This window comes from Planctopirus limnophila DSM 3776 (assembly GCF_000092105.1).
Classification (GTDB): Bacteria; Planctomycetota; Planctomycetia; order Planctomycetales; family Planctomycetaceae; genus Planctopirus; species Planctopirus limnophila.
The window spans coordinates 854,424-868,353 of the sequence record NC_014148.1; the positions used below are offsets into that span (position 1 = coordinate 854,424).

8 protein-coding genes and 1 tRNA gene are annotated in these 13,930 nt (G+C 53.8%); 7 read left to right on the top strand and 2 right to left on the bottom strand.

Annotation, left to right across the window (positions count from 1 at the left end; genetic code table 11):
• Positions 1 to 45 precede the first annotated feature (45 nt).
• Both PLIM_RS03520 and PLIM_RS03525 read left to right on the top strand, forming a co-directional pair.
• Entirely contained in the window at positions 46 to 1,185 is a 1,140-nt protein-coding gene (locus tag PLIM_RS03520) for a glycosyltransferase family 4 protein (protein ID WP_013108937.1), read from the top strand.
• Positions 1,186 to 1,375: 190 nt separating this feature from the next.
• Complete coding sequence (locus PLIM_RS03525; RefSeq protein ID WP_148226960.1) at positions 1,376 to 2,635, top strand: glycosyltransferase family 2 protein; 1,260 nt, start codon at positions 1,376 to 1,378, stop codon at positions 2,633 to 2,635.
• Positions 2,636 to 2,719: 84 nt separating this feature from the next.
• On the opposite strand, the gene PLIM_RS03530 is transcribed toward PLIM_RS03525, so the two are convergent.
• Together PLIM_RS03530 and PLIM_RS03535 are read right to left on the bottom strand one after the other, a co-directional pair.
• Complete coding sequence (locus PLIM_RS03530) at positions 2,720 to 4,258, bottom strand: SEL1-like repeat protein (RefSeq protein ID WP_013108939.1); 1,539 nt, start codon at positions 4,256 to 4,258, stop codon at positions 2,720 to 2,722.
• 255 nt (positions 4,259 to 4,513) lie between these two features.
• A complete protein-coding gene (locus PLIM_RS03535) occupies positions 4,514 to 6,157 on the bottom strand; it encodes a S41 family peptidase (RefSeq protein WP_013108940.1) in 1,644 nt (547 codons plus the stop codon).
• A 694-nt stretch (positions 6,158 to 6,851) separates the two neighbouring features.
• Between PLIM_RS03535 and PLIM_RS03540 the strand changes: the two genes are divergently transcribed.
• The 5 genes from PLIM_RS03540 to PLIM_RS03560 all read left to right on the top strand — a co-directional run bounded on the left by PLIM_RS03540 (position 6,852) and on the right by PLIM_RS03560 (position 13,652).
• Positions 6,852 to 7,784, top strand: coding sequence for a DnaJ C-terminal domain-containing protein (locus tag PLIM_RS03540; RefSeq protein ID WP_013108941.1), 933 nt, complete (start codon positions 6,852 to 6,854; stop codon positions 7,782 to 7,784).
• Complete coding sequence (locus PLIM_RS03545; RefSeq protein WP_013108942.1) at positions 7,781 to 8,461, top strand: hypothetical protein; 681 nt, start codon at positions 7,781 to 7,783, stop codon at positions 8,459 to 8,461. Before PLIM_RS03540 ends, PLIM_RS03545 begins: the two co-directional genes overlap by 4 nt.
• 170 nt (positions 8,462 to 8,631) lie before the next feature.
• Positions 8,632 to 8,704 (top strand) — tRNA-Phe (locus tag PLIM_RS03550).
• Positions 8,705 to 8,973: 269 nt separating this feature from the next.
• Positions 8,974 to 9,975 carry a GDSL-type esterase/lipase family protein gene (locus tag PLIM_RS03555; protein WP_013108943.1) on the top strand — a complete coding sequence of 334 codons (1,002 nt, stop codon included), beginning with the start codon at positions 8,974 to 8,976 and terminating at the stop codon, positions 9,973 to 9,975.
• Positions 9,976 to 10,106: 131 nt separating this feature from the next.
• A complete protein-coding gene (locus tag PLIM_RS03560; protein WP_013108944.1) occupies positions 10,107 to 13,652 on the top strand; it encodes a PVC-type heme-binding CxxCH protein in 3,546 nt (1,181 codons plus the stop codon).
• Positions 13,653 to 13,930: the final 278 nt, after the last annotated feature.

Below are 13,930 nucleotides of genomic sequence, written 5' to 3' on the forward strand. Positions count from 1 at the left end.
TCGATGGATCTTGCCTGGCTGCCAACATCTGTTTGAGGTTTCATTTTGAAGATTCTCACGGTCACTCATTACTTTGCTGAACATGGCGGAGGCATTGAGTCGGTGGCGAAGCAGATCACCGAGCGGTTAGCCTCACGGGGGCATGCATGTGTGTGGGCAGCGACAGCACCTTCCCGTACTCAGTCGAAACCTGCCGGGGCTGTGACATCTCTCGAAATGAGTGGCAGCAATCATCTTGAAGAATGGACTGGCGCACCTTTTCCTATCTGGGATTCCAGGAGCCTGCAAAAGTTAAGGCAAGGAGTGATCGATGTGGATCTGGTTCACATCCATGACTTCTGGTACTCGGGCAATCGAAAAGCCTTCTCGATGGCCATTCAACTAGGCCGTCCGGTTGTGATCACACAACATGTGGGGACCGTCCCTTATCGTAATCCATTGTTGAGATGGGCCATGGCCATGGCTGACCGCCGGCTGGCTCCATCCACCCTGGGTTTGTGTGATCAGACCGTGTTCATTTCCGAACGAACAAGACGACATTTTGACGGGCGATTCCCTTATTCTCGCGAACCGGTGTTAATCCCCAATGGCGTAGATCTGACGATCTTTACTCCGGCAGAGCAGATCCGTCGTGAGGAACTGCGAAAAAAATGGGGATTCTCGACAGACGCCCCCGTCTGGCTGTTTGTCGGCAGGTTTGTCGAGAAGAAGGGGCTCAGACTTTTACAGAGAGTCTGCCAGCACTTTGCCAACATCCAGTGGTGTTTTGTGGGTCAGGGGCCGCTCAGCCCGGAGAAATGGCATGAATCTGAGAAGCCGCCACGATTAAAGGTGCTGCCCTGGCAAAAGCCTGACGCACTGGTCGAGCTTTATCAATTGGCAGATCAGCTAGTCTTGCCTTCGATTGGTGAGGGCTTCCCGCTGGTTGTGCAGGAGGCGATGGCGAGTGGTACGCCTTGTTTGATCACACATGAAACGGCATCGGGTGTGAGTGGTGATCTTCCCGAACTCAGTACCTGTGATCCTCGAGCCGAATCCTTAAAAGCAGTTCTTCAGCGACTGGAAGCGCAGTCACCTCTGGATGATTCTCGGAGGCGGCAGATTGCCAATTATGCTCGCGGCCTATGGGATTGGAACGAGACAGTTTCAAAATACGAACAACTTTTCGAGTCGCTTTGCCGTTGAAGAATTTTCAAAGAGTAGCCCATTCGCTGAGAAGCTGTTGACTGTGAGTCCTGTGATTAGCACCCGCAGTCTATCCGTCAGAAGAATTGGCTGCTAACTGGCAAAAGTCGTCCTTTGTGAACCGAAATTCACAGTGACTTCACCGGTGATTCGCGAAAGGACAGAAAGATCTCAGCACCTCGATGATCGCTTGGCTTCTCGAATCATGGTGCGCGAAATGATTTCTTCCCGGTTGCTTCCTGAAACGATTGACGACGGCGTGACGATTGCCGACTTTTCTGGTGAGTATGCTTTGCCAGCGATTGAAGTTTCCGTGGTGATGCCCTGTCTGAATGAAGAGCGGACAGTTGTGGTTTGCGTTGAAAAGGCCCTCCAGACCATGAGCCGACTGGGTGTCATGGGCGAAGTGGTGATTGCCGACAATGGATCAACGGACAAGAGCGTTGAACTGGCGACCGAGGCTGGTGCGCGAGTGGTGCATCAGTCGCAGAAAGGATACGGCAGCGCTCTCCAGAAGGGATTTGAAGAAGCCCGCGGCAAATTCATCATTATGGGTGACTGCGACGACAGCTATGATTTCACCGATCTGGAGCGGTACATCGAGGAACTTCGTGGCGGTGCCGATCTGGTGATGGGCAATCGTCTCAAAGGTGAAATCAAGCCTGGGGCGATGCCACCACTTCATCGCTATTTTGGCAACCCGGTGCTGAGTGGCTTTTTGAATCTGCTCTTTCGCACGGGAGTGGGTGACTGTCACTGCGGAATGAGAGGTTTTCGTAAAGAGGCTTACCAGTCGCTGGGCTGTCATATGCCGGGGATGGAGTTTGCCAGTGAGATGGTCATCAAGGCCAGCAAGGCTCGACTGAAAATCCGTGAGATACCGATTGTGCTCTCGCCCGATGGGCGAGATCGACCACCTCATCTGCGAAGTTTTCGAGATGGCTGGCGACATCTCAAGCTGATTCTGATGTACTCGCCTTCGTTCCTGTTCCTATTGCCTGCAGTGGTGATGATCGCTCTGGGACTGTTGGCTGCCCCTGTGGCTTTGTTAGCTGGTTATGGAACCTACGAGACCATTTTCGGCCCGAACTTTCTGATTATGGCGGCCTTCATGGCGGTTGCCGGAGCACAGATTTTCTTCCTCGGTTTGATTGCCCGTCTGCAGGCTCATCGGGTCGATCCGGTGTTTGCCAGTCCGCGTATGGATTGGCTGTTGAGAACGTTTTCGGTGGAGCGAGGATTGATCAGTGGTGGCGTGATTTCACTGATCGGACTCGGTCTGACAATCCCTGTCGTCAGCGAATGGTTTCGCTCGGGAACTGTGTCTCAACCGGCATTGTGGATTCTCTCGGGAACGTTGCTCGTACTGGGCACCCAGACCATGTTTGGCTCGTTTCTGATTGGTATCCTCGAATTGCAGATTGAGCGTTCCAAGCAAAAGAAACTCTAGTCGTCCGCAGATTGAGCAAGACTCATTGAGCATCTGAGTTAAATCCATCGAGTCTTGCTGAGTGGCTGAATCGAACAACTTGATTCAATTGCCATTCATCCGGCGAATGTCGTCGTTCCAGGCTCGGTTTTCTCGAATGGCCTCTTTCGTTCCTTCGCTCAAGCCACCACCAAAACCTTCCCAGGCAGGTTGATTGGAACTGGGCATGCTTTTGGAAATTTCATCCAGAGCATTCATGACTTTTCCCATCTGCTCAGCGAACTGACCGATCATTTGCATCTCGGCCAGATTACCGGCCTCGGCTGCTGGGAGATCCTTTTTTGCCTGTGCATACCCGGCGTCAGCCGCTTTACGAATCCAGAGTGCGGCTGTCTTGTCGTTTCGTTTGACGCCATCGCCATAGGCAAAGCATAAGCCGTATTCGTACATTCCTTCGGGGTAGCCCAGATCGGCGGATTTGCGAACCCAGGCGGCATAGGTCTTGAAGTTCTGCTTCACTCCACCCCGGCCCATCGCAAAAAACTTGGCGGCATGGAGCATCGCTAACGGATTACCGGCATTGGCACTCTGGAGGAAGTATTCAAGAGCCTTCTTTTCATCGAGGGTAACGCCAGTCCCAGTGACATACAGGACTCCCATCGTATTGAGGGCATCGGGCTGCCCCAGTTTGGCGGCCTTCTCGTACCACTCGATCGCTTTCGGAAGATCACGAGGGAGTGCCTGGTTATTCAGGTAGAGATCGCCTAGTCGCTTCATGGCCAGGGCGTTGCCGCGATCTGCCGCTGTGCGGTAATGCGTCTGACAGGTCTGCACATTCTTGGCCACACCTGATCCCAGCAAGTAGCAATCGGCCAGTCCCACCATGCCATTCGTATCATTCGCAGCTGCGGCTTTTCGATACCATTCAACGGCTGACGATGGATTGGCAGATGTCCCGACACCTTCGCGATACATATGGCCGAGCAAAGTCATCGCTTCGGGATCTTGAAGTTCAGCAGCTTGTTTCATCCAGCGAAATGATTCGGCTGCATCCACCTTTTTCGAGCGGCTGTCAATCAATACCGCAGCTAATGTGACCATGGCGTCGGCGTGATTTTTGGCTGCTGCTTCCCGGAGCAGTTCTTCGCCTTTGGCCCAGTTTTTTGTGACTCCTTTGCCTTCCAGATAGCAGCGGGCCAGGTTGGTTTGACCCGTCAGATTGCCTGTGGCTGCCGACTGGCGATAGAGGTCAAACGCTTTGGTCGATTCGGCTTTAACGCCACGGCCAAAGTGGTACATATTCCCCAACAAGGAGAGCGCCCTGCCGTCTTTGGCATCGGCAGCTTTCTTGAAGAGTTCAAAGGCTTTCGAGTCATCTTTGGAAACACCAATCCCATCGAGATAACAGAGTCCCAATTCGATATGAGCTTCGATGTTCCCTTTTCTGCTGAGCGATTGGAAGATCTCGAAGGCCTGCTGCTGATCGGCCGCCGCCTTCGATGTGACCAAGCGTTTGCCTTCTGCCAGAGAGGGCGTTCCCTGAGCAGCTTGTAGCGTACTGGTGATGCCGACAAGACCCACGACGGCCATCAACCACAGGCCGGCCATCAACCCACGGAATCTGCTGTTTGACTTTTTTCTCATGTTCTCTCCCGGCGATTCGTGAATGCTCAATCGACTGATGCAACTCTGCGCTTTCCTGACGCTATGACATGCGAGAAGCAGGAATCATCTGTGCCAGAATTTTCCAGGATTTTCCAGATTTGCCGGAAAATGTGATCTCGATTCAGCTGAGTGAGATCATTGAACATCATGAAAAACAGCAAACGCCCGATCCTGCTGGTGAGGATCGGGCGTTCTTAGAATTCGCTGTTTGGAGAGGAACTGGAAGTTGCCAGTTTACCTGCGGGCGAGTTGCCTGCGTAGGGAGTTCATCCCTGCCGCGAGATCCTGATCGTCTTCGGGATTTTCATTTCGCAGGCCGCGATAGGCGGTTAACTGTTCTGAACTTGCTGGCACTTGGACATCGGGTTCAACACCAATTTTTCCGTAAGTGTTGCCATTGGGCGAGTAGAACTTGGCCGTTGTGAGCCGAAGACCTGTCGAAGCTCGACCGGGAAGAATGCTTTGGACGCTCCACTTGCCATAGGTTTTGCGGCCGACCAGCACACCGCGGCCATGGTCGTGAATGGCACCGGCGACAATTTCGCTGGCACTCGCACTATCGCCGTCGACAAGAATGACGAGTGGAACATTCCAATCATTACCGCGAGTGGCGGTGTAGCTCCAGTTTTGATCCTGTGTGCGACCTTTGGTGGAAACAATCATACCGTCATCAAGGAAGCGGTCGAGAACTTCGACAGCCGCTGTCAGGAGACCACCCGGGTTGCCTCGCAAATCCCAGATGAGCGCCTGCATTCCCTGGCTGCGGAGATCTTTCAGTGCCGCATCGAGTTCAGCGGCTGAGTTCTTCTGGAAGCCAGTCATCTTGATGTAGCCAATCCCGTTCGCAGGATCGACAATTCGCACAATGGGGATGCTCTTCACCTTAACGGCCCGGCGGCTCAGCTCGGTCTGGCGGATCTGTTCTGTGCGTGGATTTTTCAGATCGAGACGCACACGGCTATCGGGAGTTCCCTGCAGATGCTGGGCTGCTTCTTCAGTACTCATATTGAGGCAGTTGATCCCATCAATCGCGACGATGTAGTCGCCCGGGGCAGCACCACCTTCTTCGGCTGGACTCTCGCTGAGGACGTTGATCAACAGCATCCCTTTACCAGCTTCGGCCTTCATTTCAATGCCGATCCCGACGAATTCACCTTCGATATTGCTGTAGAGATCATCCAGGCGGCCAGGTGTCAGGAAGCTGCTGTATTCATCAAGGGCATTGCAGCCACCGAAGACATACTCCATGACAATCGCACCGGGCGCGATTCGCAGTTCGGAATAGGCAGAGCGTGCGACTTCGGTCACAACCATGCGGGCTTCTTCCATGCTGCTACAAGGACGATTCCAGTAGCGATCACGAAGCATGGCACGGAAGGCACCAATGGATCTTTGCGAGGCGGAGGAGACATTCTTCGCGAGAAATTTTTCGTTGGTGAGAGCGACGTAAAGACTCTCTGTGCCGTGGGCGATAAATGCAGTGGGGCTAATCGTATCAACATAGTATTTGCGAACTTTGAGCAGTGCGTCATCGAGGAAGACTAGCGATTCGTCGAGTGATGAGGCGGTCAGTCCGTCGGTATAGCTTTTGTCGGCATAGCGACGATCGACCGAGAACTGAATGCGAGTTCGTCTGAGGCCGTATTTGAGCTGGGGATTTTCTGGCCACTGTTTGAGGGCCTTCTCGTACAGGCCGATGGCGTCCACCCACTGTCGACTTCTTTCGAAATCAGCCGCGCGCTCGATGGCGGCTTTCTCAGTGGCTGGTTCGCTTTCTGTTGCTTGAGCCGTCGGGGCGAATGCCACGGACCAGCCCAATGCCAGAAATGCGAGATAAGTCCAAACGGAATTTGAGCGCAGTCCAAATGGTGGATGCACCTTGAAGCCCCCCTCAAGGATCGAACAAGAACGTCGGCAATCGGAGAAGGCTTTGCGCTACCCGCGTGGCAAAACCTTCTTCAGACAGCGTGACGAGTGGAAGTGGGCAACAGCAATGTTTCTTTAATGAAACTTCTGTTGTCCGTACAAAACGACTATAGGTCGCCCCGTGCACAGGTCAAACTGGATTCCTCTTGCCAATTTTCGCTCTTTGTAAGAACCGTCACAAACGGACAGCAGCTCATTGATTCTTGGGAAATCTGCCTGATGAGACTCAATATTTCGAGCAACGATTTCAATCGTTGTTCGAAATGTTCGAATCCTTCAGCAGACGTCCTATGAAAACAACTGCTCCCTGAAGCCTGGGCCTATTCAGCGGTCTGCGGTCGAGTCAAACTGGCGATATCAATGAGCGATACGATGGCCTGCTGACCATCGACCGCCTTTTCGAAATGGGTGCCATCAAACAGGGATCTTCGACCCAAGGTCTCGTACCGCTGGAATATGCTCCTTCCTTGGCAAACGTCATGTCCGCAAGAGATGTCAGCAAGTCACGTTCCGCAGTGGGGCGATCGAGCAGCTTGCCGATTTGTCGTCAGCGGACCGGCCAACTTAAGTTCTGACTCCACAATCGGAAGCGAATCATCGTATAATCTGTCAAAAATGTGTTCTTCTCGGGACCCGGAAAGTCTACATGCCTGCTCAGGATTACTATTCAGCACTTGGTGTAACAAAAACTGCAACGGCTGATGAGATTCGCAAGACCTATCGCAAGCTGGCTCGCGAGTACCATCCCGATGCCCGTCCGGGGGATGCTGCGGCTGCCCAGAAGTTCAAAGAGATCCAGGAAGCCTACGACGTCATTGGAGACGAAGAGAAGCGTCGCAAGTACGATCAGTTAGGGCACGATTTCTACAAAGCCTCCAATGGCGAAGGCGGCGCAAACCCCTACGGTCGTTCACCTTTTGGCGGAGGTGGAGCCGGTGGTGCATCGGCAGTTGATCTGGAAGAACTTCTCGGTGGCTTTGGCTTTGGTGGTTTTGGTGGCGGCGCCAGAGCAGGTCGTGGGGAAGGTGGCAGGACTCGAAGATCTGCACCGCGCGATATTGAAATGTCTGTGACCGTTCCCTTTGAAAAGGCCATTCTTGGCGGAAAGATCGATGTCCATCTTTCGCATTTAAATGGTGGAGAAAACGTCTCGGTCTCAGTTCCGGCAGGGATTGAGACTGGCAAGAAGATTCGTCTGGGAGGAATGGGCCCGGAGAATCAGGGTGACGTGCTGCTGGATGTCTTTGTCGCGCCCCACAAATTTTTCCGTCGTGAAAACCGGGATATTCTCGTCGATCTTCCACTGACGCCGGCTGAAGCAGCGCTCGGTTGTAAGGCCGATGTCCCCACATTGGCTGATGGCATGATTACTCTGACCATCCCGCCCGGCACATCTTCTGGTGCACGTTTACGAGTCCGGGGAAAAGGGGTGGCAGCGACGAAAACGGCGACGGCTGGCGACCAGTTTGTCGTGATCAAGATCGTGGTTCCTAAGTCATTAACTGCTGAAGAGAGAGAACTTTACGAAAAATTGAAGCTCGTCGGTCAGGCCGCTCCCCGTGACGGAATCTGGATATGAACAGAGCTGTGGATGGTCTCTGGAAACGTCCAATTCCCGGACCAGCGTCTGTCGATATAAATGCTGCGCCAGCGACTAAAACTGATGGGCAAAGAAGTTGGTGGCTTCTTGCTGTGCTGCTGTTATTGGGTTCTCATCCACTGCCGGCTGCCCCTGGTGCAGAACAATCTACCGTCGATCCAGTCCAACGGGCGTCTGAACAACCCATAGAACTCGTCGAACCGGCAGAATCACTTCTCCCATCAGAGAATGGTGTAAAATCTGCCGTGAACCAGGCGGGTGGAGAGACTGGTGACACCCAAGAGGCTCGTGATAACGGGGAGGCGGCGAGATCCCGTTTATTAGCAGATGACGTTAAGCGAAAGCAGTTGCGAGCGAAGGCGTGGGCCGGGTTGGTCGCGCTGGCTGGAATTCTGATAGCCGGTGGGATGCTGATCCTGTTAACGCTTGTCGGGGCTCGGCGGCTGAAGCGGTTGAACCGTCGTCCACTTCCTCAGCAGCATCGGATTCCAGAATACTGGTTTATCAATAAATCTCCTCCTGTGTTGCCCCCTGGTGCTCAGAAAAGTTCTGCGAATCAGGAACTTTCCAGTGGCTCATCGCCTGGCAATCAGGAAAAAGTTTCTCCACCAATTCTCGAAGATGACCGACCCACCCCTCCGGATCATGGGGCGTAAATTTCAGTTTCCCATCAACTGAAAGTGAAGATCTGTCTTAAACCGCAGCTGGCAAGAGCCGCTTTTCCCGGTTGAAGTGATCTTCGTCCGTCAACTTGCAGCGCACATTCCTCTTCCCTATACTCATCCCCGTAGTACGCAAGCGCCAGATTTGATGCTTGGTTTTGCATGGCTAGGTAGCTCAGTTGGTAGAGCACAGGACTGAAAATCCTGGTGTCGCCGGTTCGATCCCGGCCCTAGCCATTTTCTTTTATGCGTCTCGCCAAATGCTTCCGGCGATCGATGCTTGCTCGTGTTCCCCACTGCTCCTGTCTGTCGAGCTTTGGGTGAGTCTAAAACGTGATCAACCTGCGTGTGATTCTCTCGCCCGACGTTCTGTTGAGCGGTACTCATCGACGAGTTGCCCTCGATCTTTGCTGGGGAAAGCTGGAATCCATCAATGAGTGTGGATATATTGAGGTGGTGTGTCGCAATGACTTTCCTGCCTCAATGATCCCACCGTGAGACCTGGCATGCCAAACGCCCCGATCTATTTTTGGCGCACTTCTGCAGGATTGATGGTTTTCCTATTGATGGTAGGGTTCCTGGCACAGGACAGCATTGCCGTGGCTGCGGAAGCACCTGTTTCACCTCAGCAAGCGACGTTATCCAGCACTGATCGACTGGTGTGGATTGGCCCGACATGGGTCGAGCAGGATGTGCGAACAGGTGCCATGGAAGCCGAACTCCAGAGCCGCCTGGGAGGTGAGACGTTTGTACTCAGGAATCTCGGCTGGAGTGGTGATACGGTTTGGGCGGAGAGCCGGGGGATTTTTGACCCGCCAGCAGCTGGTTATTCGCGAATGCTGGAGTTGGCCAAAGAGCTGAAGCCCACCACGATCTGGCTCAGCTATGGGGCGAATGAGTCCTGGGCCGGGCCGGCTGGTCTGGAAAAATTTGTCAGCCAGTACAAAAAGCTGGCCCACGATTTCACATCCAGCACAGGGGCAAAAATCGTTTTTGTAACGCCATTTGCGTTTGTTCATTCGCGTGGGCAATACCGTGATCCTTCTTCGCAGAATGGGAACATGGCGTTGTATGTTGAAGCCATCCGCAAGCTGGCAGCCGAGCAGCAGGCTCCGGTGATTGATTTATTTGCCGAAGTAAAGGGGGAACCGCCCCTGGAATCGATGAACGGAATTCATCTGGAACCGGAAGGTGAGCGTCGATTGGCCCGTCGGCTGGCAGATCAGATTCAATTTGTTAATGCAGAGGGCCAGGCTGTCAAAGGGTTGAAGCTGACACAGGCCGAACAGGAAGAGCTTCGCAAAGCCATCGTGGCGAAGAATACGCTCTTTTTTCATCGCTGGCGGCCACAGAACATTACCTACCTGACCGGCTTTCGTAAGCATGAACAGGGGAATAACGCCGTTGAGATTGCCCAGTTCGATCCACTGGTCGATGAAGCCGAAAAGGCAATTGCTGCCTGGCTGAAAAGTCATCAGGCGAAAGCCATAACGCCTGCGACCAACTGATTTCTCGAATAGAGCGTACTCAATACAGAGCCTACTGAAACTGTATTGAGCCCCTCGTTAATCCTGACGGGCTGGTTTCCCCGGCCTGCTCTCTATGTAATGAACTTCCTGATTCAACAGGGTGATTTTCTATGTCTTCTTCGTGTCATCGAGATCAGTTCCCCAGCCTGCGGCTGCTGCTTCTGGCCATGTTCGCTCTCTTGAGTTGGGGTAATGAAGGGTTCGCCCAGCGCGACCTGAAGAACATTCCGGTTCCTGATCCGGCTGAAGAACTCAAATCGCTGGAAGTGGCCGACGGGTTTGAGATCAATCTGTTTGCTGCTGATCCGCTGATCCACAAGCCAATTCAAATGAACTTCGATGCTCAGGGAAGGTTATGGGTGGCGGCATCGGAGATCTATCCGCAGATCGAACCTGGCAAAGTGGCCAACGATAAGATTCTCGTACTTGAAGATACGAACGGTGATGGTCAGGCCGACAAGACAACAGTGTTTGCCGACGGGCTGTTGATTCCCACAGCTGTCATCCCCGGAGATGGCGGCTCCTATGTGGCCAACAGTACCGAACTCGTGCACTTCAAAGATACCAATGGGGATGGCAAAGCTGATGAATCCCGAGTGATCCTGTCAGGATTTGGAACAGAAGATACCCACCATATTCTGCATACCTTCCGCTGGGGGTTTGATGGGCTGCTCTATATGAATCAGTCGATTTATATTCACAGCCATATTGAGACACCCTTTGGAGTGCGGCGGCTGAATGCGGGTGGGATCTGGCAGTATCGTCCTCCGACGGGACAACTCGAAGTCTTTGCGCGAGGATGGGTGAATACCTGGGGACATCACTTTGATCGATATGGGCAGTCGTTTGCGACAGACGGTGCGGGTGGTGAAGGGATTAACTTTGTGGTGCCTGGGGCTTCGTATCCGACGGCGGCGAACAGCCCGCGAATTCTCCATGGCCTGAATCCCGGAAGCCCCAAACATTGTGGACTGGAAGTGGTGGATGGTCGGCATCTGCCTGATGACTGGCAGGGTGACTTGATCACCAACGATTTTCGCGGCCATCGCGTCTGTCGGTTTAAACTGACACCGGAAGGGACAGGGTACGTTTCCAAGCCTATGCCCGATCTCGTTCGCACCAATCACGTCGCTTTCCGACCAATCGATATCAAGCAGGGGCCTGACGGGGCCATTTACATTGCCGACTGGTACAATCCGATCATTCAGCATGGTGAAGTCGATTTTCGCGATCCCCGTCGCGATCACACACATGGCCGCATCTGGCGCGTGACGGCTAAGGGGCGTCCACTGGTGAAAACTCCTGCTCTGCAAAGTCTATCGACTGCAGAACTCGTGGCATTGCTGACAGCTCCGGAGCAGTTTACCCGCCAGCAGGCCAAACTCGTCTTGCGCGAAAGACCCCAAAGCGAGGTGATCTCTACGCTGGAAAAGCACGCAGCCAGTCTGTCGGCCGACGATCCCCTAAAGAATGACTGGCTACTGGAATCGTTGTGGGTGAGAGTCGCCCATGAAGCCCCAGACTTTAAGACCTGCGAAGTACTGCTGAATTCCAGCGACTATCGCCTTCGTGCCGCGACAGTGCGTGTGCTGGGCCATTGGCAGAAGGATTTGAATTCCGAATCGCCAGTGATGGTCAAATTGCTGCAACTGGCGAAAGACCCACATTCGCAAGTGAGAATGGAAGTGGTGCGGACACTTTCCGCCTTAGGAACGGCCGATGCGGCACGAGCCGTATTGAATGTCGCTGCAGAGCCCATGGATGAGTTTCTGGAGTATGCCGTATGGCTTTCGGCCAATGAGCTGGCGCCTGTCTGGCATGCGGCTGTTCTCCAGGGAAAGTGGTCTCCCGGAGATCAAGCGACATCACCCGCTACGTCAAAGAGTTCGATTGAACCTTGGTTGTATGGCATCAAGGCGACCAAAGCTGTGCAGCTCATTCCGGTGCTTGTGCAATGGCTGCAGGCTGGAAAGATCCCTGAAGCTGAGATTGCCTCGACGATGGAGATTATTGGGAGTCTCGGTGGCCCTCCTCAACTAAGCCTCGTTTTAAATGCCGCAATCGATCAGACGACTCAGGCCACCCAGCGATCCATACTTTTGGAAGCTCTCGCGGGAGCAAAGAAGTCGCGGGATATTCAGCCTGCTGGAAATCTGGAAAAGATCGCTCCTTTCGTTCAGTCAAAAGAGTTGCGTGAGCAGTTTGTGGCCGTGGAACTGGCCGGGTTGTGGAAGCAGGCCCAATTAGCGGGCGAAATTCGCCAGTTGGCAAGTGATCGAAATCGGGATGTCAGCCTGCGCGTGGCGGCAGTTCAGACGCTCGCGAAATTGGGAGGAGCAGAGAACCAGACACTTCTGGAGCAGCTTTCAAAGCCTTCCGAGAAGGTGGCCAATGCTCCGGATGTCAATGAGGCCGATGGAGTGCGGCTGGCAGCGATTCGCGGGCTGATGGTCTCAGCCAGCGAAGCGTCGTCTCAGGCAGCGGCTCTCTGGTTGGCCGAAGGGCCAGCACCTGATGTCGTAAGTGAACTGCTGCAGACATTCCTGCGGGAAAAGGGTGGTGCCGTGCTGTTGGCCAAAAGTCTGGTCACGGTGAAACTCAGCGAAGATACCGCCAAGCTCGCGTTGCGTTCAGTCACAGGCTCGGGCCGGGAAGAACCTCAGCTTCAAGCGGCATTGCGAGAATCTGGCCATCTGGGAAGCGGCCCGAAGGTTTGGTCAACGGAGGAGTTGGAGAGCATTCTCAAAAAGGTCTCGACCGAAGGGAATGCCGCCCGAGGCGAGCAAGTCTTCCGCCGGGCCGAACTGGCTTGCATGAAGTGCCACGCGATTGGTGGTGCCGGAGGAGCTGTGGGGCCCGATCTGGTGAGTATTGGTGCCAGTGCCCAGCTCGATTATCTGCTCGACTCGATGGTCACTCCGAATAAGCAGGTCAAGGAGAATTACAACACTGTGATTCTGGCATTGGCGGATGGTCGCGTTCAAAGCGGGATTGTCACTCGCAAATCAGCCAGTGAGATCGTGCTGCGGGATGCCAACGATGTTGAAGTTGTTGTGCCAGTCAAAGAGATTGAAGAGCAGAGTGCCGGGACTTCGCTAATGCCGGCTGGTCTGGCGGATGGTTTGACTCAAACGGAACTGGCCGACTTGATCACCTTCCTTTCACAACTGGGAAAGATCGGGCCCTATGCTCCCCCTTCCGGAAAGTATGCGATGCGCTGGGAAGTCCTGGTGCCGACAGATCCGGCCTGGACGAAGCTGTATCGCACTTCGGATACCGAGTTATTGCGACAAGGACAGGGCCTGGAATGGAAGACTGCCTACAGTCAGGTGGATGGAGCCTTGCCACTGGCTGACCTGCCCGCCTTCCGTACACGCGACCGACTGGCAGAAAAGGCCCGGCAGGTGATGTTCCTCAAGACGACCGCCACAGTGACAACCGCTGGGGAAGTGGTCTTGAGCCTCAATGATTCCGAAGGGGTCGAGATCTGGATTGATGGCGAGTCGATACCTCAAGGGCAGATTGTTCGCAAATCGTTAGGTGCCGGCAATCATGTCATCCATCTGGCAATTGATCTGCAGAAAAGAACGAACGAAGTGCAGTTAGAACTCGCGGCAGAGAAGGGGGCCCAGGCGAAATGGCAGATTAAGCCATAAATCGTCATCAGTGAGCCCTTGATGTCTGGAGTCGATATCAAATGCGACTTGAAAGCCAACCACTTCAAGTCGTATTTGAATTTCTGGGTTGATATCGCTGGTGCTAAAACGCACCAATTATACCGATTCCCGTATTCAACTGCGCTCTTTGGTATGGGGTAGCTGGGGTTGAGCGACTTCGCGAACCCCCAGTTCGTGCCGAAAATCGCTGGGGGTTCGAAGACTCAACCCCAGCCACCCGCCGCAGTTATTTTTTGGAATCCGTATTAAAGCGACCA